Origin of the sequence: Rhizobium sp. BK212, from assembly GCF_014197475.1 — a bacterium.
GTDB lineage: Bacteria > Pseudomonadota > Alphaproteobacteria > Rhizobiales > Rhizobiaceae > Rhizobium > Rhizobium anhuiense.
This window is the reverse complement of record NZ_JACIFS010000001.1, coordinates 899326-921583: the sequence shown is the minus strand read 5'-3', so window position 1 is coordinate 921583 and position 22258 is coordinate 899326. Positions and strand designations below refer to the sequence as shown.

General features: G+C 60.8%; 21 protein-coding genes. 10 read left to right on the top strand and 11 right to left on the bottom strand.

Annotated features, from left to right (window positions below; all coding sequences use genetic code 11):
- Positions 1–4 precede the first annotated feature (4 nt).
- Positions 5–547 (bottom strand): hypothetical protein, encoded by a 543-nt coding sequence (locus FHT79_RS04380; protein ID WP_097595645.1) that lies wholly within the window; start codon positions 545–547, stop codon positions 5–7.
- A 191-nt stretch (positions 548–738) separates the two neighbouring features.
- On the opposite strand from FHT79_RS04380, the gene FHT79_RS04375 reads away from it, so the two are divergent.
- The 3 genes from FHT79_RS04375 (at position 739) to FHT79_RS04365 (ending at position 2609) form a co-directional block, all read left to right on the top strand.
- Entirely contained in the window at positions 739–1476 is a 738-nt protein-coding gene (locus FHT79_RS04375) for a phosphatase PAP2 family protein (protein WP_097595646.1), read from the top strand.
- Positions 1477–1635: 159 nt separating this feature from the next.
- On the top strand, positions 1636–2388 hold the full coding sequence (locus FHT79_RS04370; RefSeq protein ID WP_097630774.1) for a TMEM165/GDT1 family protein: 753 nt from the start codon (positions 1636–1638) through the stop codon (positions 2386–2388).
- Positions 2385–2609, top strand: a complete 225-nt coding sequence (locus FHT79_RS04365; protein WP_063475984.1) for a hypothetical protein — start codon at positions 2385–2387, stop codon at positions 2607–2609. Before FHT79_RS04370 ends, FHT79_RS04365 begins: the two co-directional genes overlap by 4 nt.
- 72 nt (positions 2610–2681) lie before the next feature.
- On the opposite strand, the gene FHT79_RS04360 is transcribed toward FHT79_RS04365, so the two are convergent.
- From FHT79_RS04360 to FHT79_RS04335, 6 genes are all read right to left on the bottom strand, one after another.
- Positions 2682–4202, bottom strand: a complete 1521-nt coding sequence (locus FHT79_RS04360; protein ID WP_097595648.1) for a mechanosensitive ion channel family protein — start codon at positions 4200–4202, stop codon at positions 2682–2684.
- A 511-nt stretch (positions 4203–4713) separates the two neighbouring features.
- Positions 4714–7275: an FAD-dependent oxidoreductase gene (locus FHT79_RS04355; RefSeq protein ID WP_097595649.1), complete on the bottom strand. Its 2562-nt coding sequence runs from the start codon at positions 7273–7275 to the stop codon at positions 4714–4716.
- Between the two features lie 125 nt (positions 7276–7400).
- The gene (locus tag FHT79_RS32490; RefSeq protein WP_080759866.1) at positions 7401–7745 is read right to left on the bottom strand and encodes a hypothetical protein; all 345 of its coding nucleotides are present in this window, start codon (positions 7743–7745) and stop codon (positions 7401–7403) included.
- Positions 7630–7869 carry a hypothetical protein gene (locus FHT79_RS04345; RefSeq protein ID WP_047612774.1) on the bottom strand — a complete coding sequence of 80 codons (240 nt, stop codon included), beginning with the start codon at positions 7867–7869 and terminating at the stop codon, positions 7630–7632. Before FHT79_RS04345 ends, FHT79_RS32490 begins: the two co-directional genes overlap by 116 nt.
- Positions 7870–7878: 9 nt before the next feature.
- On the bottom strand, positions 7879–8139 hold the full coding sequence (locus FHT79_RS04340; RefSeq protein WP_047613454.1) for a hypothetical protein: 261 nt from the start codon (positions 8137–8139) through the stop codon (positions 7879–7881).
- Between the two features lie 3 nt (positions 8140–8142).
- Positions 8143–8463 carry a helix-turn-helix transcriptional regulator gene (locus tag FHT79_RS04335; RefSeq protein ID WP_097595650.1) on the bottom strand — a complete coding sequence of 107 codons (321 nt, stop codon included), beginning with the start codon at positions 8461–8463 and terminating at the stop codon, positions 8143–8145.
- A gap of 329 nt (positions 8464–8792) precedes the next feature.
- Between FHT79_RS04335 and FHT79_RS04330 the strand changes: the two genes are divergently transcribed.
- Positions 8793–9854: a class I SAM-dependent methyltransferase gene (locus FHT79_RS04330; protein ID WP_097630772.1), complete on the top strand. Its 1062-nt coding sequence runs from the start codon at positions 8793–8795 to the stop codon at positions 9852–9854.
- Positions 9855–9873: 19 nt separating this feature from the next.
- Here FHT79_RS04330 and FHT79_RS04325 read toward each other — a convergent pair whose 3' ends face one another.
- A complete protein-coding gene (locus tag FHT79_RS04325) occupies positions 9874–10716 on the bottom strand; it encodes an AraC family transcriptional regulator (RefSeq protein WP_047612778.1) in 843 nt (280 codons plus the stop codon).
- 245 nt (positions 10717–10961) lie between these two features.
- Between FHT79_RS04325 and FHT79_RS04320 the strand changes: the two genes are divergently transcribed.
- From FHT79_RS04320 to FHT79_RS04295, 6 genes are all read left to right on the top strand, one after another.
- Complete coding sequence (locus FHT79_RS04320) at positions 10962–12428, top strand: alpha-glucosidase/alpha-galactosidase (RefSeq protein WP_047612781.1); 1467 nt, start codon at positions 10962–10964, stop codon at positions 12426–12428.
- Between the two features lie 122 nt (positions 12429–12550).
- Complete coding sequence (locus FHT79_RS04315) at positions 12551–14638, top strand: ABC transporter substrate-binding protein (RefSeq protein WP_047612783.1); 2088 nt, start codon at positions 12551–12553, stop codon at positions 14636–14638.
- Positions 14639–14811: 173 nt separating this feature from the next.
- Positions 14812–15819 carry an ABC transporter permease gene (locus FHT79_RS04310; protein WP_047613455.1) on the top strand — a complete coding sequence of 336 codons (1008 nt, stop codon included), beginning with the start codon at positions 14812–14814 and terminating at the stop codon, positions 15817–15819.
- Position 15820: 1 nt separating this feature from the next.
- Positions 15821–16957 (top strand): ABC transporter permease, encoded by a 1137-nt coding sequence (locus FHT79_RS04305; RefSeq protein WP_047613456.1) that lies wholly within the window; start codon positions 15821–15823, stop codon positions 16955–16957.
- Between the two features lie 10 nt (positions 16958–16967).
- Positions 16968–18635: an ABC transporter ATP-binding protein gene (locus tag FHT79_RS04300; protein WP_047614859.1), complete on the top strand. Its 1668-nt coding sequence runs from the start codon at positions 16968–16970 to the stop codon at positions 18633–18635.
- 22 nt (positions 18636–18657) lie between these two features.
- On the top strand, positions 18658–20028 hold the full coding sequence (locus tag FHT79_RS04295; protein WP_047614861.1) for an alpha-glucosidase/alpha-galactosidase: 1371 nt from the start codon (positions 18658–18660) through the stop codon (positions 20026–20028).
- Positions 20029–20125: 97 nt separating this feature from the next.
- Here the strand turns inward: FHT79_RS04295 and FHT79_RS04290 are convergent, their stop codons facing one another.
- From FHT79_RS04290 to FHT79_RS04280, 3 genes are read right to left on the bottom strand one after another with little or no spacing between them, the layout of a single operon-like run.
- Positions 20126–20491: a hypothetical protein gene (locus tag FHT79_RS04290; protein WP_097543493.1), complete on the bottom strand. Its 366-nt coding sequence runs from the start codon at positions 20489–20491 to the stop codon at positions 20126–20128.
- Between the two features lie 23 nt (positions 20492–20514).
- Positions 20515–20991, bottom strand: a complete 477-nt coding sequence (locus tag FHT79_RS04285; RefSeq protein WP_047614865.1) for a hypothetical protein — start codon at positions 20989–20991, stop codon at positions 20515–20517.
- 19 nt (positions 20992–21010) lie between these two features.
- A complete protein-coding gene (locus tag FHT79_RS04280) occupies positions 21011–22231 on the bottom strand; it encodes a hypothetical protein (protein ID WP_183902987.1) in 1221 nt (406 codons plus the stop codon).
- Positions 22232–22258 lie beyond the last annotated feature (27 nt).

The window sequence follows — 22258 nt, the reverse complement described above, 5'->3', positions numbered from 1 at the left end:
CTCGTCAGAACGGCTTGCTGGTTTCGGAATCCTGCTTGGGCTTTCCGCCGGCCTCGAGACGTTTGAGGCATTGGAGATAGGTCGGGTAGAGCTGGTCCACCCGCGACAGCGGCAGCGTCCAGTCGCCTTCGTCGCCGGCAAAGGTCAACTGCACGTCAGGGGTTCCGGCGAAGGAATTCTTGATGATCTTCTTCAGTCCGCCGCTTCCTTTGCTGGCCGGAGGCCAGAGGCGAAGCGTGGTCTTGTCGAAGAATTCGGCGGCGACGACTTTCGTCAAATTGCGATCGGTCAGCGTCACTTCGGTCTTGGTGTCGGCTGGAATGTCCCAGGTGCTCTTTGCCACCAGCCAGAAGGTCTCGCTGGCGCTCTGGCGGAATTCCATGGTCTTGCCGAGTTCGCTGTCCCACCGCAGGCGACAATAGGGCGGCTTCTCGCTTGCAAAACCCACCGACCATTGTCTTGCGCCGCCCATCCACTCGGTCTCGCCCAAGGCCGAAACCGGCTGCAGGGCGGCGGCCATCAGGATCATCGCAGTGAGAATTTTCATTGCCGAACCATCTCCAACGCAATCAACTCCAGCGATAGCAAAAGAAGGTTGAGCTTTTGCTACCAAGTGCCGGAGATCCGGCGCCGGCGGCCCGCAGGACTGTTTTTGAATGCCGCGAGGACTTGAATCCTGGGTCTGCATTGCCAATCTGGCGAGGGACGACAACATGTGAACGGAGTTTGATGACAGGTATGTCCGAGGTTCAACGACACGGATTTTTGGCACGGCTTACCGCCTATGAGCCGCTGACGCTCATTATGCTGGCATCCGTTGCAGGTGGGCTGTTTGTGCTCCAGCGATTGACGAGCGAAGTCCTGGAGGGCGAGACATTCCGCTTCGACGAAGCGATCCTGCTGGCGTTGCGGCGACCGGGCGAACTTGCGGTGCCGATCGGGCCCGCCTGGCTGACACATGCCGTCGACGATATCACCAGCCTCGGCGGCGTCACCGTTCTCTCGCTGCTGACGGTTCTCATCACCGTCTATCTCATGCTCGACCGGCGCTGGCCGATCGCGATCTTCGTCTTTTCCTCGGTGCTGACTGGCTGGCTGGCGAGCACGACGCTGAAGATCCTTGTTGCCCGGCCACGTCCCGACATCGTGCCGCATCTCGTCGAAGTGAGCGATCTCAGCTTTCCCTCCGGACATGCGATGGTCTCAGCGGTGACCTATCTGACGCTCGGGGCGCTGCTGGCGCGGACACAGCGTTACCGGTCGACGCGGATCTTCGTCATGGGCGCCGGCGTCTTCCTCGCCGTCATTGTCGGTTTGAGCCGCATCTATCTCGGCGTTCATTACCCCACGGACGTCTTCGCCGGATGGTGCGCCGGCGCGCTCTGGGCGCTCGGCTGCTGGCTGATCTCGAAACGCTTCGTTCCAAGCCGCGCTCCGGACGATGGCGCCGAGGCTGAAAACGGTGATAGCAGATAGCTCTCCTGTCCCGTCCATGGCGCAGGCGGCGGAGAGATAGGGATCGCCCTTCATGCACAATCTTTGGCAGCGCATGCCTTTTCCCTTTCTCGCAGCTGTTGCACAGTGCTGCCGGCATCAACAAGGCTTTGATCTCCGCCGGCATAACGGACAGAACCCATGGCAACTCTGACAACGATCACCTCGACGGTCACGGCCGCATTTCTCGGCTCCTTCGTCGAGGTCGTCGAAGCCTTCACCATCATCCTTGCCGTCGGCGTCACGCAAAGCTGGCGTCCGGCCTTCATCGGTACCGGTCTTGCACTCGGCGTTCTGGCCATTCTTGTGCTGGCGCTCGGTCCGTTGCTCGGCCTCATTCCGGTCGAGTTGATGCAGTTCGTCATCGGAACGCTGCTCATTCTCTTCGGCCTGCGCTGGTTGCGCAAGGCGATCCTCAGGGCTTCTGGTTTCATCGCCCTGCACGACGAGGAAAAAGCCTTTGCGGCCGAGACGGATAGTCTGAGACGCCAATCCGCAGAGCGTCGCGCGAATTTGCTGGCGGGCATTGCGGCCTTCAAGGCCGTGCTGCTCGAGGGGATCGAAGTGGTGTTCATCGTCATCGCCACCGGCGCCGGACATGGCATGATCGGTTATGCCAGCCTTGGGGCTGCCGCGGCTTGCCTGCTGGTGCTGATCATCGGCCTCTTCGTGCACAAACCGCTTTCAGCGGTTCCGGAGAACAGCCTCAAATTCGTCGTCGGGCTGCTGCTCAGCGCCTTCGGCATATTCTGGGTCGGCGAGGGCATCGGTGCAGAGTGGCCGGGCGCCGACCTTTCGCTCCTGGCGATCCTTGCCGTGCTCGCCGTCTTTTCCTTCGCCGCGGTCCGGGTGCTGCGCCAGTATTTCAACGCCCATGCCGAGGTCGCCGCATGACGAATATTCTTAAAGTCGCGTTCAAGGAATTCTTCGGCATGTTCGTCGACGACGGCGCGCTGGCGCTGGCGGCGCTGCTGCTGATCGCCGTCGTCGGCGTGCTGGTGAAATTCGCCCATACCGACGCGTTGCTCGCCGCCGCTCTGCTTCTCCTCGGCTGCCTGCTGATCCTCGCCGAGAGTGTGATGCGCGCGGCGCGGAAGAAGTTTCAGCGGAAATAGCCTGGATGATGATACCGAAAAGTGTGAAGCGGTTTCGGACGACGTCATGCTCCGTTTCTTTGATTTAGGGAGCTACTGCGGCACCTTGAACAGATGGCGGATCCGCGTCACCAGCGAGCTCACCGAGCCGCCGTTCAGCGTGGCGCCTTCAGTTGCGAAGGAGTGCTGGCCCGTCTCGATTCGGCGCGACAGGGTGGCGGCAAGTTCTTCGGCGATGCCTGGCCGGTCGTGTAACAGCGGCGTCAGGCTTGCTTGGGCGATCTCATAGACGACGACGAAGGTCAGCGCCCGCAGGCTGGCGGCTTCGCCGAGGCCGATCAGCAGTCCGCTTTCGCCGAAATAGTCGCCCGGCGCCAGCCGGCCGAGTTCGATTTCCTTGTGGCCTTCCCGCCGCGTGGCGACAAGGGCGCCGCTGCGCACGATCATCAGCGATGCGACCGTATCGCCCTGTTCGATGAGGATGGCATCCTTCTTGTAGGTGCGTCGCGTCATCGATGCTGCGAGCGTTTCCTTCTCGTCTTCGGTCAGCGAGAAAAAGAGCGGGATGGCGTCGAGAAGCTTGAGCGGCGTCGGCCGGTGCGGCTTCGCCATCTCCTCCGACTGCAGGCGGTCGGGCAGCGGCCCCGCGGCATCGATCGGTCGGGCCAAGGTGAGGCCTGCGGCCTTGATGTGACGGTAGATGAGGTCAAAAATCTCGTTCTTCGCTGGCCCGACCTGGCCGATATCCCTGACGCGGAAGGAGAGTTCCAGTTCCATTGCATCCGATGTAAGCGATTTGATCTGCACGCCGGGTTTCGGTTCGGTCAGGATCGAGTTGCTGCTCAAAAGGACTGTGCGCATGACGTCGACGATCGCCGACGGCCCGATCGTCGGCACGACGCGGACCATCAGCGTCGTCCCGTGGCTGCGGTCGGGACTGCTGAGATTGGTCAGCCCGACCTTGGCGAGGAAGCTGTTGGGTAGGACGACGAGGTCGTTCGAGCCGTTCAGCAGATGGGTGGAACGCCAGTTGGTTTCGACGACACGGCCTTCGATGCCATCATTCAGCACGATCCAGTCGCCGATCGTATAGGGCCGGCCGAGATTGAGCGCGATGCCGGAAAAGACGTCGCTCAGGGTGCTTTGCATCGCAAGGCCGAGGATGATGGCAAAGACACCCGAGGTGGCGATCAGCGTGCCGACGGGAAAGCTGAAGACGTAAGCGACCACCGAGAGGATCGCGCCGAGATAGATCAGGCCGATGACCAGATCCTGAACGAGGCGACCTTCGCGCGGTTGCCGCTCGAAGATCAGGAAGACGCGAACGAAGGCGATCAGTGCCCAGGCGGCATTGATCCACCAGACCACCTTGGCAAGGGCGATGAAGACGCGTTCGAAGGTCGACGCGGGCGTCGGCCCAACTTCGTAGGGCACGATGTCGTGATAGAGCAGCAGGACGGTCAGTACCGCGAAAAAAAACACCTGGCCGGCGAGCTTCCAGCTCGGGAAGGGCCGAAGCGCTATGCGCGTAACGACCGCGCCGACCACTGCCAGGGTCCCGGCCTGGACGATGGGATCGGCAAGCACTGCGGACCAAGTGAGAGTATCAAGCATCGACCGTCCATTTGCCGGAGCATGATGCCGAAGAGTGTGAGCGGTTTTCGTGCAACATCATGGCTCGCTATTGAATTCCAAAGCGCGTCTAGACGGCTTCGCCGCATCCTGACTTCCAATCCGGCTGCGAGGCAACCTTAAAATAGCGCCAGCGCCGACAGCGTTGGAAACGGGTGCGGACGTCACTCGGCGGCGCACGGCACGCTCTGGGCGATTGGCTGCTGGCTGGTCTCAAAGCGGCGCGTTCCGAGCCGCCCCTGACGATGCGATGGACGTTGGGAAACGGTGACAGCGACGGTGTTTCAGCGAAATTCCAAGCAAGTTTTTGCGGGCGCCGGGAACAGATGACGGATCTGCGTTTCGAGCGAGCTTATCAAGCCGCCGTTGTGGCGCCACATCTGGCTTGAGGTGCCTTGAGCAATTCCAGGCAAAGCGCGAAGCGGATTTGCCCGGAATTGCGTAAGAACAAAATGATAGAGCGGTTCGGTGCTCCGTTAAAAGCTGAGCTGCTCTAGCTGCGCGGCTTCAGATTTTCTGGGTCGTAGATCGGCTTGTACCCGACGCCGACAACCTCCACCGGATAACTCTCGGCGAAATACTCGATATTCAGCCTGCGTCCGACCTGGCAATGCGACCAAGGCAAATAGGCCAAGGCAATGTTCTTTCCGACCGTCGGGCCGTAGGCGATCGAGGTCGTGTAGGACCGACGGCCAAGCTCGTCGACCAGAACCTCTCCCGTGGCGGGATCGATAACCGGCAGGTTGCCGAGGGGATAACGCTTCACGCCCGACTTGTCGGTATTCTCGGTCATGACAAGCGTGCAGAGTATGGCCGGCTGGTGCTCGCGCGCCTTGTATTCCAGATGTTTTGCCTTGCCGCGAAAATCGGCTTCCTTGACCTTCGGACGGGCGAGATCGGCTTCGATCAGATTGTACTGGGTCAGGAGGTCGGCATTCTGCAGGCGCAGGCTCTTTTCCATGCGGCGCGAGTTTGCATAGGTCTCGACGCCGAAGGCCATCACGCCGGTCGAGCGCAGCGCATCCCAGACGGCGAGGCCGTCTTCATACTTCATGTGCAGTTCCCAGCCCTGCTCGCCGACATAGGAGATGCGAAAGGCGGTGACAGGCTTACCGGCGATTTCGATCGGCTTGATCGCCGCAAAGGCGAAGTTTTCCTGGTCGAGCCCGGCCGGATCGGCGACAGCCTTCTTCAGCGTGTCGCGCGCGTTCGGACCCCAGATGCCGATCGTCACGAATTTTTCCGAGACGTCCGTGATGGTGACGTCAAGGCCACGGTCCTGGGCGACGCGCTTCATGTAGTGCAGGTCGCGCGGGCCGGCATCGGCGCCGTTGACGAGACGGCAGCGGTCGGCCATGCGGAAGACGGTGAAGTCGGCGCGCACCATGCCTTCGTCGTCGAGGAAGTGGGTGTAAATGCCCTTGCCGATGTTTGCATCGCCGCCGACCTTGGCGGCGCACAGCCATTCCATCAGCTCGACATGGTCGGGTCCTTCGATATCGACCATGTGGAAGTGGCTGAGATTGACGATACCGCAATCTTCGCTCATCGCCAGATGCTCGGCATTCGACACGCGCCAGAAATGGCGGCTGTCCCATTCGTTCTCGCGAAGCGGGACGCGGTCGGCATATTTCTCCAGCAGGTGTTCGTTGGCGGCGTAGCCGTGCGCGCGCTCCCAGCCGCCAAGTTCCATGAAGTAGCCGCCAAGCTCCTTTTCGCGCTCGTAGAAGGGCGAGCGCTTGGCGTTGCGGCCGGATGCATAGGGTTCGCGGGTGTGAACGGCCGGGAAATAGATCTTCTGGGCGGCTTCGTAGCAGCGGCCTTCGATGAACTCTTCCGTCAACTGATGCGGATAGAAGCGGGCGTAATCGATGCTGTTGTGATCGATTTCAGTCCGGCCATCGGTCATCCAGTCGGCGATCAGCTTGCCGTAGCCCGGGCCGTCCTTGACCCAGATGGCAACGCAATACCAGAGACCACGCACCTTCTGGCTCTCGCCGCAGGATGCGCCGCCGCCGGCGGACACCTGCAGCAGCCCGTTGAAGGAGTGACCTTCGTTATAGCCGAGTTCGCCGAGGATCGGCGTCAGTTCCATGGCGCGCTCGAGCGGCTCGATGATCTGTTCCATCTCGAGGTCGCGCTGCGAAGGCGAAAGGCGTGCTTCGTGTTTTTCGAGAAGATCGCGCGGATGGCACATGCGCGGATTGGTGGCTTCGTAATAGCCCCACTCGATCTGACCGCCCTCCGTCGTCGCCGGGTCGCCGGTATCGCGCATATAGGCGGAGTTGCCCTGGTCGCGCAGCAGCGGGAAGCCGATTTCCTTGCCTGTGCCTTCAAACTCGTTATAGGGACCGAAGAAGGTGAGCGGGTGGTCGACCGGCATGACCGGCAGGTCTTCGCCGACCATCTCCGCGATCAGGCGCCCCCAGAGGCCGGCACAGACGATGACGTGGTCGGCCATAATCGTGCCGCGATGGGTGACGACGCCTTTGATGCGGCCGCCTTCGACGATCAGCGACTTTGCCGGCGTGTTGCCGAATACCTGCAGCTTGCCTGCCTTTTCGGCGGCGTCGACCAGCTTGCCGGCAACGGTCTGCGAGCGCGGAATGACGAGGCCGGCATCCGGATCGTAAAGGCCGCCCATTACCTGATCTTCCTCGATCAGCGGGAACTTTTCCTTGATCTCGGAAGGGCTGACATAATGGGCGCGCGTGCCGAAAGCGCGTGCCGAGGAAAGCTTGCGCTTGATTTCCTCCATCCAGGTATCGTCGCCGGTCCGCGCCACTTCGAGGCCGCCGATGCGGGCGTAGTGGCCCATCTTCTCGTAGAAATCGATCGAATATTGTGTGGTCCAGACCGACAGATAGTCGTGGCTCGTGGTGTAACAGAAGTCCGAGGCATGGGCTGTGGAGCCGATGTCGGTTGGGATGCCCGACTTATCGATGCCGACGATATCGTCCCATCCGCGCTCGACGAGATGATGCGCGATGGAGGCGCCGACGATACCGCCGAGCCCGATGATGACGACCTTTGCCTTTTCCGGAAATGTGGCCACGTACTGTCCCTTCTGCCTATCGGACGAATTAAAATTTACCTGCAGCGCCGCGCGTCTGATAGGACGCGCAAAGGACGCTGCAACACCTTGAATTGCAGTAGCCGCGCTCGACCTGCGCTTCGCGGCTAGAGTGGCTCAGCTTTCAACGGAAGCGCCATACCGCTCTGCTGCGGAACCTCCAGACCTCTTCGCATGAAAGCTGCGATGGCGGTATTATGCATCATGCTCATGATCGTCATTGGTCCTACGCCGCCGAGTACCGGCGTGATTGCGCCAGCTCGCGAGGCTGGAGCTATTCCAGGAAAATGCGAAGCAGGAGCTGAGCCGGCCGCCTGTCGTTCGCACGCCCCGGGATCACGGCGCTGAAATCGCCTTGAGCCGGTCGATGTCCGCGAGCACGATATCTTCGGAAACGGGCTCACGATTGTGCAATCGGAACCATTCCGCCGCTTCCCGTACACGCTCGCCATGCGGCGGCGGATAGGCGCCGAGTCCGAGAACCCATTCCCGCACGGTCTCGCGCTCCATCCGACCGGCCCGGTATCGATCGCAGACGGTTTTCGCCGATGCGACTAGATCATTGATGCTCTTCACGAATCTTCCTCAATGCACGGATGGCTCTTCATCTTCGAGAAACGATCGAATGCCGTCCTTGGCGACGACGGCCAGGAATTCGTCGAAAGCCTCCCGGTCTGTCGCAAATGGCTCGTCCCAACGGATCAGATCCTCCGCCTGCGTGACCACTTCCATCGTCCAGTCTTCATTGCTGCCCGATGTGCGGAAGATATCGACGAGCACGGTGATCCCGTCATCGGTGAATTCTCCCGCCAGTTCGGAATGTTCGAGCTTCTCTTTTTTTGCCATCATTCAGCCACCCGCACCGGGCGGTGCGTCGTTTTCGAGATATTCTTCATATTGAACCATTTCGGTCTCATTCGTGTCGATCGAGGGGCTTGCGCGTTTTGCCAGGCGGACACCGGCGCCGCCGCCGTTTTCCGGGATGAAAACAACCCCGCCGCCTTCCAGGGCGTGCTTCATATCCTGAAGGGTGCGCTCATAGGGTGAACGCTTCCCGGCCTCGAAATTGGCAATCGTCGCTTTGGCGACTTTTGAGGCCGATGAGAGGTCGTCCTGAGACCAAGCCAGCAGGGCACGCGCGGCGCGGCATTGGGCGGAAGATAGGCTCAAAACAATAACCTTGCATCAAAAGTGTAGCGCTGCTTCCCGCGGATGATATGAAAAATGTAATCTCGATACAAGCGATGATGAGAGCAAGCGCATGACGACACAAGATGTTTTGAGCGGTTGACGTTGGTCTTCTCGTGGAATGGCAATCTCCCCGGATTATGTAGTCACGCGTAAATTGCGCCGGAATGGAACGGCCTATTCATCCCGCCTTTTACATTCTTTCGACCGTCAATACTCCACGCTCATCTGGTGAAACGGGAAGGTTGATTGACTGAATATTATTAAAGACTAATTTAACTGTTCCTTCATCACGCACCCGGGAGGTAACAATGCGTGAGCCAGATATGCAGAAACTCGATGCGCTCGTCGGTCGTCTTGTTGGGGACGTCGGCGCCGCCATGTCAGGGGCCTTGGTCGTGCTTGGCGACAAGGTGGGGTTGTTCAAGGCGATGGCCGACGGAACGCCGATGACTGTCCAGCAACTCTCCGCGAAAACAGGGGTGAAGGAGCGGTATCTCAGGGAATGGCTGAGCGCTCAGGCGGCTGCGGACTATGTCGCTTACGATGAAAAAACCGATCGTTTCAGCCTGACGCCGGAACAGGCGATGGTGTTTGCCGAGGAAAACAGCCCGGCCTTTTTCGTGGGGGCCTTCGAGGTCGTGCAATCCATGTGGATGGATGAGCCGAAGGTCGCCGATGCCTTCCGCACCGGCAAGGGTCTCGGCTGGCATGAGCACAGCACCTGCTTGTTCCGAGGCACCGAGCGCTTCTTCCGCCCGGGCTACAACAGCCATCTCGTCAACGAATGGATTCCGGCGCTTGCCGGGGTGGAGGCAAAGCTCAAGGCCGGTGCCAGCGTCGCCGATGTCGGCTGCGGTCATGGCGCCTCGACCATTCTGATGGCGCAGGCCTATCCCGCGTCCCGCTTCACCGGTTTCGACTATCACGGCCCGTCGATCGAAAGGGCAAAGGCCGCCGCGGAAGATGCGGGTGTCGCCGACCGCGTGACGTTCAAGCAGGGCTCGGCGGCGGAATTTCCAGGCGGCGGCTATGATATGGTCGCCATGTTCGACTGCCTTCATGACATGGGCGATCCGGTCGGCGCCGGCCGGCATGTCAAGGACACGCTTGGGCCGAACGGGACATGGCTGATCGTCGAGCCCTTTGCCCATGACCATCTCAAGGACAATCTCAATCCGGTCGGCCGCGTCTTTTACGGAGCATCGACGATGATCTGCACGCCGGCATCGCTCTCCCAGGAGGTCGGGCTCGGGCTCGGCGCACAGGCGGGAGAAATGAAGCTTCGAAAGGTGGCGCTCGACGCCGGCTTCACGCATTTCCGCCGCGCGACCGAAACCCCGTTCAACATGGTGTTCGAGGTGCGGGCCTGACGCGACTTGGGACGGTCCGCTATTTCAGCTTGCCGATGCTGGCATACATGCCCGTCGTTCGGAATTCGGTGGGATTGGTGCCGTAGACGCGGCGGAAGACTTTCGAGAAATAGTTGGCGTCCTCGAAGCCGCACATGATGGCGACTTCCTTGACCGGCAGGAAGTCGGCCTTGGTCAGAAGCTTGACGGCGCGCTGCAGGCGTTGCTGCAGCACGAATTCGGCGGGCGGCATGCCCTCGCTTTCGGCGAAGCTGCGCGAGAAATGCGCGCGGCTGAGGCCGACGATGCCGGCGAGTTCGCTGACCGGCAGCGGCTTGTCGAGATTGGCGTTGATATGGTCGATCACCGGCTGCATCAGGCTGAGCTCGGCGGCAAAGGCCGGCGAGCCGAAGACATCGTCGTAGAGCGCCATGGCCGCCTCATAGGCGATCGCCGAGGCAGCACCTGGCGACGTCGCGCCTCTGACGAGGCGCAGGCTGCAATCGGCCAGATGATCGATGGTCGAGGGCTGCAGCTTCAACACCGGGCCTGACGTGGAAAGCACCAGCTGATGGATGCGCAGCGTCTCCTCGCCATTCATCGAGATCCAGAAATATTCCCAGCGGTCGCCCTTCTCCAGCCAGTAGCGGTGATTGTGCGGGACGAGCACCAGCAGCGTATCGCCGCCCTGAAGCCGATAATTGCGGTTCTGGTAGCGCAGCCGACCGCTGCCGCTGATCGTGTGCTGCAGCACCGTGAAGGGCGTCTGGCCGCGCCGTCGGCCATCCCAGTCATAGGTCTCGTTCTCGCGCACCTCATAGCCGGTACTGGTCGGCATGGCGTGCAATCGCTGGCGGCCGCGGGGCAGCGAAACCGTCCTCATCGACTGTCCATTGGCAATTAAATCCTGCAGCACAAAATTACCCCTGAAAGCATAATCCTTCTCTGGTCGCCCCGACGATTTCGGGCATAATCCCGGTCGACAAGAAGGAAGAGACCACGGCCGATTAGAGCGGCCGGGAGGAAAACAGGCAGTTTTACGGCTTTTTCAACCACATGCGCCGGCATGCGGCCTGAACCTCCATAGCCATCTTTTCTCTAGCATTCGATTGGGTCGAGGTGAAGATCATGAGTTTCAAAATCGCTATCATCGGTGCGGGCAGCGTTGGCTTCACCAAGAAGCTGTTTACCGACATATTGTGCGTTCCCGAGTTTCGCGACATCGAATTCGCGCTGACGGATCTCAGCGAGCACAATCTCGAAATGATCAAGGCGATCCTCGATCGTGTCGTCGAGGCGAACGGACTGCCGACGAAAGTCACGGCGACGACCGACCGGCGCAAGGCGCTGGAAGGCGCACGTTACATCATCAGCTGCGTCCGGGTCGGCGGCCTCGAAGCCTATGCCGACGATATCCGCATCCCGTTGAAATACGGCATCGACCAGTGCGTCGGCGATACGATCTGCGCCGGCGGCATCCTTTATGGCCAGCGCAACATCCCTGTGATCCTCGACTTCTGCAAGGACATCAGGGAAGTCGCCGAGCCGGGTGCCAAGTTCCTGAACTATGCCAACCCGATGGCGATGAACACCTGGGCGGCGATCGAATACGGCAAGGTCGACACGGTCGGCCTCTGCCACGGTGTCCAGCACGGCGCCGAACAGATCGCCGAGGTGCTGGGCGCAAAGTCGGTGAGCGAACTCGATTACATCTGCTCCGGCATCAACCACCAGACCTGGTTCATCGACCTGCGCCTCAACGGCCGCAAGATCGGCAAGGACGAGCTGGTTGCCGCCTTCGAGGCGCACCCCGTCTATTCGCAGCAGGAGAAGCTGCGCATCGACGTGCTGAAGCGTTTCGGCGTCTATTCCACGGAAAGCAACGGCCATCTCTCGGAATACCTGCCCTGGTATCGCAAACGGCCGGACGAAATCACCCGCTGGATCGATATGTCCGACTGGATCCACGGCGAGACCGGCGGCTATCTCCGCCACTCCACCGAAACGCGCAACTGGTTCGAGACGGAATATCCGCAATTCCTGGAATCGGCCGCCAAGCCGATCGATCCTGCCAAGCGCTCGAACGAACACGCCAGCCACATCCTGGAGGCGCTGGAGACGAACAGGGTCTATCGCGGCCATTTCAACGTCAAGAACAATGGTGTCATCACCAACCTGCCGTCCGACGCGATCATCGAATCGCCCGGCTTCGTCGACCGCTTCGGCATCAACATGGTCTCCGGCGTCACCCTGCCGGAAGCTTGTGCCGCCACCTGCATTGCCTCGATCAACGTCCAGCGCATGTCGGTGCATGCGGCTGTTTCAGGCGACATCGATCTCCTGAAGCTCGCCGTGCTGCACGATCCGCTGGTCGGCGCCGTCTCGACGCCTGAGGAAGTCTGGCAGATGGTCGACGAGATGGTCGTTGCCCAGGCACGCTGGCTGCCGCAATATGCCGATGCCGTGCCGGCCGCCAAGGAGCGGCTGTCGAAATCGAAGGTGCAGACCCGCGACTGGGCGGGGGCTGCGCGCCGCAACGTCCGCTCGATCGAGGAGTTGCGCGCCGAAAAGGCGGCGCTGAAGCAGGCCGTCTAAGTTTTGTGAAGGTTGGGTCGTCATGGGTTTCCGGGAGGGAAATCCGTGACATCAAGCCCGCTTTCATGTCGTGCGAGGAAAAGGAGCCGTGTGACCCGCGCTCCGGAACAGAGGGAGAAACGATGATGAATTTCCGCAATCTGGGCATTCTTGCCGGGCTGGCGCTCAGCGTCTCGGCCGCGGCGCTGAATGCATATGCTTCCGAGGCAACCATCCCGCCGGCGCCGGCGGACTTTCCGGCCGAAGGCAAGATCAAATATGTGGCGCGCGACTCCATCCTGGAGTTCAAGGCGCTGCCCGAATATCATGAGCCGGATTGGGTCACGAAGAATTTCGTCGCCACCGGCAAGCTGCCGCCGGTCAAGGACCGGCTGCCGAAGGAGCCGCTGGTCTTCAAGACGGGCAATATGCCCGACGGTATCGGCGTCTACGGCGATACGATGCGCCACGTCATCGGCGGCCGGCCGGAAGGCTGGAACTACGGCGCCGGCCAGACGCAGGGCTGGGGCGGTATCGATATCGGCCTTTCCGAATGCCTGACGCGCACCGCGCCGCTGTTCCAGGTACAGGCCTCAGACACCGAGCCGCTGCCGAACCTCGCCAAGAGCTGGGATTGGTCCGAAGACGGCCATAAGCTGACCATGCACCTGATCGAAGGCGCCAAATGGTCTGACGGCGCGCCATTCAATGCCGACGACATCATGTTCTACTGGGATGACGAAGTCATCGACCCGAACGTTTCGCCGCTCGGCGGCGGCGCCTCGCCGGAAGCCTTCGGCGTCGGCACGACGCTGAAGAAGGTCGACGATTACACCGTCGAATGGACCTTCAAGGAGGCCTTCCCGAAGCAATATCTCTACACGATGTCCTACCCGAATTTCTGCCCGGGTCCGTCGCACATCCTGAAGTCGAAGCATCCGAAATATTCGAAGAACACCTATGACCAGTTCAAGAACGCCTTCCCGCCCGAGTTCATGAACATGCCGGTGATGGGTGCCTGGGTACCGGTCGAATATCGCCCGGACGACATCATCGTCATGCGCCGCAACCCCTATTACTGGAAGGTCGACGAGAAGGGCGATCAACTGCCCTATCTGAATGAGCTGCACTACAAGCTCTCGACCTGGGCCGACCGTGACGTTCAGGCCGTGGCCGGATCAGCCGACATCTCGAACCTCGAGCAGCCGGAAAACTTCGTCGCGTCGCTGAAGCGAGCCGCCGAAAAGACCGCACCCGCCCGCCTTGCCTTCGGCCCGCGCCTGATCGGCTACAATCTGCGCATGAACTTCTCCGCCAACGGCTGGGGCAACCCGGACGAGCGCGGTGAGGCGATCCGCGAGTTGAACCGCAACGAGGACTTCCGCAAGGCCGTCACCATGGCGCTCGACCGCAAGGCAATCGGCGACTCGCTGGTCAAGGGACCGTTTACCGCGATCTATCCCGGTGGGCTCTCCTCCGGCACCAGCTTCTACGACCGCAACTCGACCGTTTACTACCCCTATGATCTTAAGGGTGCCAAGGCGGAACTCGCCAAGGCCGGCCTCAAGGATACGGATGGCGACGGCATCGTGAACTTCCCGTCCGGCACGCAAGGCGGCAAGAATGTCGAAATCGTCATGCTCGTCAACAACGACTACACGACAGACAAGAGCCTCGCCGAAGGTGTCGTCGGCCAGATGGAAAAGCTCGGATTGAAGGTCATCCTCAATGGGCTCGACGGTGCAAAGCGCGACGAAGCGCATTATGCCGGCCGCTTTGATTGGCTGATCCAGCGCAATACGACGGAACTGTCGTCGGTGGTGCAGAATACCGAACAGCTTGCCCCTGTCGGTCCGCGCACCAGCTGGCACCATCGTGCCGGCAAGGACGATCAGCTCGATCTGATGCCGTTCGAAAAGGAACTTGTCGATGTCGTCAACAAGTTCACGACGAGCCAGAGCAACGACGAGCGCGTCGATCTGATGAAGCAGTATCAGAAGATCTCGACGGAGCACGTCAACACCGTCGGCCTGACAGAATATCCGGGCGCGCTGATCATCAACAAGCGGTTCTCCAACGTGCCCCAGGGTACGCCGATCTTCATGTTCAACTGGGCTGAAGACTCCATCATCCGCGAACGCGTGTGGGTGGCTGCCGACAAGCAGGGCAAATACGAGCTGTTCCCCGAGCAGCTGCCTGGCAAGCCCGGCGACAAGGGCCCGATCAACTGATGCGTGTCATCAGGACACAAAGAGCTAGAGCGCGTCGCATGTGATGCGACGCCGGAGAGTTCCCTCCCAGCTGAAGTGAGATTCAGGCCGCGCGTGGCGCGCGGCCTGATATGACCAACAAGCCGGTCGCGCTGACAAGCAGCGACTGGCGGCAAGGAGAAGCGAACCGTTCGATGTTACGATTCCTGCTCGTGCGCATAGCCTCGGCGATCCCCATTCTCTTCATCCTGAGCGTGGTGACTTTCGCGATCATCCAGGCACCGCCCGGCGATTACGCCGATTATATAAGATCCCAGTTGATCAACCAGGGCGGCGCATCTTATGCCCAGGCCGAAGCGCAGGCGCAGCTCTACAGGGTCGAGCACGGACTCGATAAGCCGCTGGTCATCCAATACGTCAACTGGATCGGCGGTATAGTGACCCGTGGTGATTTCGGCTACAGCATGTTTTACAACAAGCCGGTCGCCGATGTCGTCGGTGAACGCCTGCCGCGGACATTGCTTCTGGCGCTCGTCTGCCATCTCTTTGCCTCGGTGCTCGGCATCGGCTTCGGCATCTGGGCGGCGACGCGACAGTATAGCTGGATCGACAGCACGCTTTCGGCGATTTCCTTCCTCGGCATGACGGTGCCGCGCTTCCTGATGGCGCTGATCATCGTCTATCTGCTGGTCTTCCAGCTTAACGTCTCCGAAATCGGCAGCTTCTTCTCGCCGCAATATGGCGGGGCGCCCTGGTCCTGGGCGAAATTCGCTGATCTGGTTCGCCATGTCTGGCCGGTCGTGGCGATCGCCACCTTCGGCGGGCTCGCCTACAATATGCGCGTCATGCGCGGCAATCTGCTCGATACGCTGAATGCCCAATATGTCGAGACGGCCAAGGCCAAGGGCCTTTCCGGCGCCGCCGTGGTGATGCGCCATGCGGTGCCGAACGCGCTGCACCCGCTGGTGATGTATCAGGGTGTCGTGCTGCCCTACATGCTGACCGGCGAGATCGAAACCGCGATCATTTTCGCATTGCCGACCGTCGGCCCGGCGATCGTCGGCTCGATGGCGGTCGGCGACGTCTATGTCACCGCCACCTTCATGATGGTGCTGTCGGCGACGCTGATCGTCGGCAACATCATCGCCGACATGCTGCTTGCTTTGCTCGATCCCCGTGTCCGCCAGTATGGAGGAGCCTGAGATGCTGGCTTTCGACTCCGCGCCGCCTCCGCCGACGACAGAACTTTCCATCAACAAGCCATCGCGTGGGCATGAAAGCTACATCGCACTTGTCTGGCGCCGGCTGAGACGCTCCTGGACCGGCATGGCAGGGCTGGTGCTCGTCGTGCTCCTGATCGTCATGGCGATCTTTGCCGATTTCTTTGCGCCGATGGACCCGAAGGCAACCGATGTCGGCTTCGCGCCGCCGCAGATGATCAGCTTCCACGACAAGGACGGAGGTTTCGTCTTCCAGCCGCGCGTTTATGCGCTGTCGGATTCCGAGGAGCTCGACCCGGTCACCTTCCAGCCGATCGTTGGCGTGGATTACGACAACCCGCGGCTGCTCGGCTTCTTCGTCAAGGGCGCCGAATACCGGCTTTTCGGCCTGATCCCGGCCAACCGGCATTTCTTCGGCTCGACTGACGGCCAGCCGGTGCATTTTCTTGGCACCGACAAGTTCGGCCGCGACGTGCTGTCGCGCGCCATCATCGGCTCGCGCATTTCGCTGACGATCGCCCTGACGGTGGTCTTCATCGTCACCATCATCGGCACGACCGTCGGAATGGTGTCCGGCTATTTCGGCGGCACATTCGATATCTGGTTGCAGCGTTTCGTCGAACTGGTGCTCGCCTTCCCGCAACTGCCGCTCTATCTGGCGCTGACCTCGCTCATCCCGGTGACGGCGCCGACCAACGTCTTCCTTGCCTTCGTCATCGCCGTCATGTCGGCGCTCGGCTGGGCGCAGATGTCGCGCGAGGTGCGCGGCAAGACGCTGGCGCTCGCCCGTATCGATTATGTCCGGGCGGCAATGGCCGTCGGCGCCACCGACATGCGCATCATCATGCAGCACATCTTCCCGAACGTGATGAGCCACGTCATCGTCGCGGTGACACTCGCCATACCGAGCGTCGTGCTCTTGGAATCCTTCCTGGGTTTCCTCGGCTTCGCGGTCAAGCCGCCACTGATTTCCTGGGGGCTGATGCTGCAGGATACGGCGACCTATTCGGTGATCGGCTCCTATCCCTGGATTCTCTCCCCCGTCGGCTTCGTGCTCGTCACCGTCTTCGCATTCAATGCGCTTGGCGACGGACTGCGCGACGCGGTCGATCCTTATTGAGGTGATTGATATGGCTCTTGCACTGGTCAATTCCTTCGCCCCGCCCGTCCGCCACGACCATGATGGCCGTTCGGACACGCCCATCATCGACGCCCGCAATGTGGCGGTGAATTTCAAGGTCGAAGACGGCATGGTCGAAGCCGTCAAGGACGTCTCCTTCCAGCTCTATCGCGGCGAGACGATCGCGATCGTCGGCGAATCCGGTTCGGGCAAATCGGTGACGGCGCGAACGGTGATGGGGCTCTTGTCGAAGCGCGCCGTCGTCTCCGAGGCATCGACGGTCGCCTATGACGGCAGCAATATCCTGAAGTTCTCCGAGCGGGCGCGCCGCAAGCTGCGCGGCGATCGCATCTCGATGATCTTCCAGGAACCGATGAGTTCGCTGAACCCAATCTATACGATCGGCAGCCAGATCGTCGAAGCGATCCGTGTGCATCGCCGGATCAGCAAAAGGGATGCGCAAAAGCGTGCGCTCGAACTGCTCGAACATGTGCAGATCCCCGATCCTGCCGCGCGGCTCATGCAATATCCGCATCAGCTCTCCGGCGGCCAGCGCCAGCGCGTGATGATCGCCATGGCGCTTGCCAATGATCCGGACGTGCTGATTGCCGACGAGCCGACGACGGCGCTCGACGTCACCGTGCAGGCGCAGATCCTGAACCTGATCCGCAACCTTCAGAAGGAGTTGGGGATGGCCGTCATCCTCATCACCCACGATCTGACCGTGGTGCGGCAGTTCTCCGATTACGTCTATGTGATGCAGCTTGGCGAAGTGCGCGAGCACAACACCACCGAAGCTCTGTTTGCCAATCCGCAGGACGCCTATACCAAGCATTTGCTTGCCTCCGAGCCACGCGGCCAGGCCAATCCGCTGCCGGAGGGATCGGATGTCATCCTCGATGCCAAGGGCGTGCGCGTCTCCTTCATGATGCGTCACGGTACCTTTCTCAAGCCGGCGATGCGCGAGCTTGTCGCCGTCGACAGCCTCGACCTGACCCTGCGCCGTCACGAGACGCTCGGCCTCGTCGGCGAATCCGGCTCCGGCAAGACGACCTTCGGCCAGGCGATCCTGCGGTTGAACACGCCCGAGAGCGGCGAGATCCATTTCGACCATCAGCCGATCCACGGCCTTTCCAGAGCCGAGATGCGGCCGTTGCGCGCCCGCATGCAGGTGGTGTTCCAGGATCCGTTCTCATCGCTCAACCCGCGCATGACGATCGGCCAGATCATCGAGGAAGGGCTTGTCGTCAACAAGCTGGGGGCGACCAAGGCCGAACGGCAGGACCGGGTGCGTGAGGCGCTGATTGCCGCCGGCATGCCCGGCAATATCCTGTCGCGCTTCCCGCACGAATTTTCCGGCGGCCAGCGCCAGCGCATCGCCATTGCCCGCGCCATCGCGCTCGAGCCGGAATTCATTCTGCTCGACGAGCCGACATCGGCGCTCGACCTTTCCGTCCAGGCGCAGATCATCGAACTCCTGCGGAAGCTGCAGGACGAGCGGGGCCTGAGCTACCTGTTCATTTCCCACGATCTCAAGGTCGTCAGGGCTCTTTGCCATCGCGTCATCGTCATGCAGCATGGCAAGATCGTCGAAGAGGGCCCCGTCAACGAAGTTCTATCCCATCCCAAGACCGCCTACACCGAACGGCTCGTCAAGGCCGCTTTCGAGGTAGCATGATTGCCGAATGCCGGAGGTTATAATGGCAGCAAATCCCAAAATCACGTTCATCGGAGCTGGCTCCACCGTCTTCATGAAGAACATCGTCGGCGACGTGCTTCAGCGTCCGGCCCTGTCGGGCGCGACGATCGCCTTGATGGATCTCAACCCGCAGCGGCTGGAAGAAAGCGCCATCGTCGTCAACAAGCTGATCTCGACGCTCGGCGTGAAGGCGAAGGCCGAGACCTATTCCGACCAGCGCAAGGCGCTTGCCGGCGCCGATTTCGTCGTCGTCGCCTTCCAGATCGGCGGCTATGAGCCCTGCACGGTCACCGATTTCGAGGTGCCGAAGAAATACGGCCTGCGCCAGACGATCGCCGATACGCTCGGCGTCGGCGGCATCATGCGCGGGCTTCGCACCGTGCCGCATCTCTGGAAGGTCTGCGAGGACATGCTCGCCGTCTGCCCCGAGGCGATCATGCTGCAATATGTCAACCCGATGGCGATCAACACCTGGGCGATATCGGAGAAATACCCGACCATTCGCCAGGTCGGTCTCTGCCATTCGGTGCAGGGCACGGCGATGGAGCTGGCCCACGACCTCGACATTCCCTACGAGGAGATCCGCTACCGCGCGGCTGGCATCAACCACATGGCCTTCTATCTCAAATTCGAGCATCGCCAGCCGGACGGGTCCTATCGCAACCTCTATCCCGATCTCCTGCGCGGCTATCGCGAGGGCAGGGCGCCGAAGCCCGGCTGGAACCCGCGCTGCCCGAACAAGGTGCGCTATGAGATGCTGACCCGGCTCGGCTATTTCGTCACCGAAAGCTCGGAGCATTTCGCCGAATACACGCCCTATTTCATCAAGGAGGGCCGCGAGGACCTGATCGAGAAATTCGGCATCCCGCTCGATGAATATCCCAAACGCTGCATCGAGCAGATCGAGCGCTGGAAGGGGCAGGCGGAGGCCTATCGTTCGGCCGACAAGATCGAGGTTCAGCCGTCGAAGGAATATGCCTCCTCGATCATCAACTCGGTCTGGACCGGCGAACCCTCGGTGATCTACGGCAATGTCCGCAACAATGGCTGCATCACCTCGCTGCCGACCAATTGCGCCGCCGAAGTGCCTTGCCTCGTCGATGCCTCCGGCATCCAGCCGACCTTCATCGGCGACCTGCCGCCGCAGCTGACCGCGCTGATCCGCACCAATATCAACGTGCAGGAACTGACGGTGCAGGCGCTGATGACGGAAAATCGCGAGCACATCTACCACGCCGCGATGATGGACCCGCATACGGCAGCCGAACTCGACCTCGACCAGATCTGGTCGCTGGTCGACGATCTGCTCGCCACCCACGGCGACTGGCTGCCCGAATGGGCGCGCACCAGCCGCAAGGTTCAGGCTGCCTGACCCTCTCTCCCGGGTCGGGCGTCAAAGAGCCCCGCGGTGGCAACACACCGCGGGGTTTTTGCGTATAATTGGCGGGACGGCCGGGATGTGTAACTCGCTACCTTGGACCGCCTGCAATACTCTCCTTCAAGCTCTCGACCTCTTGCGCAAGCTTATCGAGGTCCGCCTGCGATGCGGCTTGCGATGTCGGCACTCTCTTGGGAACATAGATCCTACCCCCGCCATCGAGTTCATCGGGAATGCTGTATTTGAAGATCCACTTTGTGGATTTGGCATCCGTCGCCCGGACGAAGACCATAGCTTCATTCTTGCTATCGAGCGCAACCGATATGTCGAAGGTTGCAGGCCCCACAGCTAAGTTCTCAAGCTTTTGATTGTTTTTGTCCACGTAGGGACTAAGCCCATCGTCCACTGTTAAAGCGGTGAAGGCTTCCGTCACATCTATTGTCACGTCACATGGCATGATTGTTCTCCCCCGTTGGAAGTTTAATCGTTGCTGAGGCGACCATTGCGATGGGCCATTCTGAGTGTGATAGCGTAGGAACTCGGGGACCTCTTGCCGGGCAACTGGGCATCCAGAATAAGCGTCCTGGCGTCGCCGAAAGCCGTCGAGATCTCCAGGATTTGTGTGGATGCCGTCAGCCGCCACATTTTGTACCCCAACGCGGGGTCAAAGCCGCAGCCGGCTGCAGGCTCGGCATGCGGACCTGTGACAACGAAAATGCGGTTGCAATCCAGCCTGTAGCAGTGACCCTCGAATGCGTAGCCGTAAGCGAGGACCGTCGATCCCGTTATGCCGACTCCGCTTGCGAGTTTTATCTGCAGTTCCGCCTTTCCCGCCATCCCGACATCCAGGTGGGTAATGCGATTGGTGTCGTTCAAGTCTATGCCGTAGAGTATGATCTGGCCCGCCACATAGGGGAGTCCAGGAAGTGAAGGTGCTGGAACGCTGTCGTCTGTCATCGATGCCTCCCGTCTTTGGTTAAAGGATGCCGCGCCACCTCATGCAATCTTCGAGCTGGTCGATATAAGCGCGCCCGCGCCCCCGCCAGGCGGCCTCGAGAAAGGCCGAAGCCGCAGCCTCGAAGGTCAGGCTATCCGGGTCGAGATATGTCCAGGAGCGCGTCACCGCCTCGCCGATCACGTCGCGCGCCTCCTGCAGGGCGGCTTTCGCGGCGAAATGCGTCAGCTCATAGGATGTCGCCGATGCCCGAAATCCTTCTTCTATCAGCGCCGGCGCCATCTGCTGGCGAAGGTCACTGAACTTCCTGGGATTGATCTTCGACAGTCCGCGCTCGAACAGCAGTGATTGGTAGACCTCGATCAGGCAGTCGAAGAGGCCCGCCGCAAAGGGCTTCGATTGGTCGTGCACTTCCTGGCTGACATCACTGACACGAAGCGAGTTGTTGAGCGATCTGAGCTGCTTTTCGTCGCTGAGCTCGGCAAATTTGTCGAGTTCGTTGTGCAGGAGCAGGTTGCCTCTTGTGCGGCGAAGCAGCCGGTCCAGCGCGGTATCGAATTGCAGCAATCCCAGGAGCGATATGAAATCGGCGATCGCTTCGTGGTAGGAAAAGAAGTCGCTGCCGGATCCGTCGCCTTCGAGAATCCCAAGTTCGCTCAGCAAAACGAGATGTCCCATTTCATGGGCAACCGCGTCGAAATTCAGCGCGAAACAGGATGTCGGGCCTTCCGGTTCGCTTTCGCCGAGCTCCAGAAAGCCGAAGCCGGATTGCGCGTTCTGCCAATGGGGAATGCGGGGAACGATTTCCAGCCGTTCCAGCGTCGGTTCGAAGAACCAGCTGATCGGGCGCCCAACGTAGCTCTCACAAATGTCGAGAACGCGACGTGCACAGGCAAAGCTGTGTGTCGAAAGGAAAGCAGGTGAGTCGGGACCGATGTGGTCAAAATGGCCGTCGGGGCCGGGTTCTGCTGGCGGCCTCAAAAAACCCCGATATGGGGGCAGATTCGTCGATGCGTAAGGGATTTTCGGCTCAATCGGATTTGCGACGTACATCCGGCTGTCCGACGGCCCTGCGAGAATCGGGCCTGCAGACGGCCCGATCCACACCACTTCCGGCTTTTCATAGCCGGGAATGAAGGATGGCTGCGGAAAGACAAGGAAACGCGTTCCGAGCGGCCGCTCCAAAGCCGACCCGTCGCCTGCTCCCCGCGAATGTGTGATGGCATCCAAAGCTGCCCCCACCGCTCGTTGCCCAACGCCGAGCGATCT

Coding starts and splice junctions, on each gene's coding strand:
- FHT79_RS04330 (WP_097630772.1), top strand. CDS start 8,793: ATGCGTGAGCCAGATATGCAGAAACTCGATGCGCTCGTCGGTCGTCTT.
- FHT79_RS04325 (WP_047612778.1), bottom strand. CDS start 10,716: ATGAGGACGGTTTCGCTGCCCCGCGGCCGCCAGCGATTGCACGCCATG.
- FHT79_RS04305 (WP_047613456.1), top strand. CDS start 15,821: ATGCTGGCTTTCGACTCCGCGCCGCCTCCGCCGACGACAGAACTTTCC.
- FHT79_RS04360 (WP_097595648.1), bottom strand. CDS start 4,202: ATGCTTGATACTCTCACTTGGTCCGCAGTGCTTGCCGATCCCATCGTC.
- FHT79_RS04340 (WP_047613454.1), bottom strand. CDS start 8,139: ATGGCAAAAAAAGAGAAGCTCGAACATTCCGAACTGGCGGGAGAATTC.
- FHT79_RS04300 (WP_047614859.1), top strand. CDS start 16,968: ATGGCTCTTGCACTGGTCAATTCCTTCGCCCCGCCCGTCCGCCACGAC.
- FHT79_RS04310 (WP_047613455.1), top strand. CDS start 14,812: ATGTTACGATTCCTGCTCGTGCGCATAGCCTCGGCGATCCCCATTCTC.
- FHT79_RS04320 (WP_047612781.1), top strand. CDS start 10,962: ATGAGTTTCAAAATCGCTATCATCGGTGCGGGCAGCGTTGGCTTCACC.
- FHT79_RS04375 (WP_097595646.1), top strand. CDS start 739: ATGTCCGAGGTTCAACGACACGGATTTTTGGCACGGCTTACCGCCTAT.
- FHT79_RS32490 (WP_080759866.1), bottom strand. CDS start 7,745: ATGGCGAGCGTGTACGGGAAGCGGCGGAATGGTTCCGATTGCACAATC.
- FHT79_RS04365 (WP_063475984.1), top strand. CDS start 2,385: ATGACGAATATTCTTAAAGTCGCGTTCAAGGAATTCTTCGGCATGTTC.
- FHT79_RS04295 (WP_047614861.1), top strand. CDS start 18,658: ATGGCAGCAAATCCCAAAATCACGTTCATCGGAGCTGGCTCCACCGTC.
- FHT79_RS04370 (WP_097630774.1), top strand. CDS start 1,636: ATGGCAACTCTGACAACGATCACCTCGACGGTCACGGCCGCATTTCTC.
- FHT79_RS04380 (WP_097595645.1), bottom strand. CDS start 547: ATGAAAATTCTCACTGCGATGATCCTGATGGCCGCCGCCCTGCAGCCG.
- FHT79_RS04290 (WP_097543493.1), bottom strand. CDS start 20,491: ATGCCATGTGACGTGACAATAGATGTGACGGAAGCCTTCACCGCTTTA.
- FHT79_RS04285 (WP_047614865.1), bottom strand. CDS start 20,991: ATGACAGACGACAGCGTTCCAGCACCTTCACTTCCTGGACTCCCCTAT.
- FHT79_RS04315 (WP_047612783.1), top strand. CDS start 12,551: ATGATGAATTTCCGCAATCTGGGCATTCTTGCCGGGCTGGCGCTCAGC.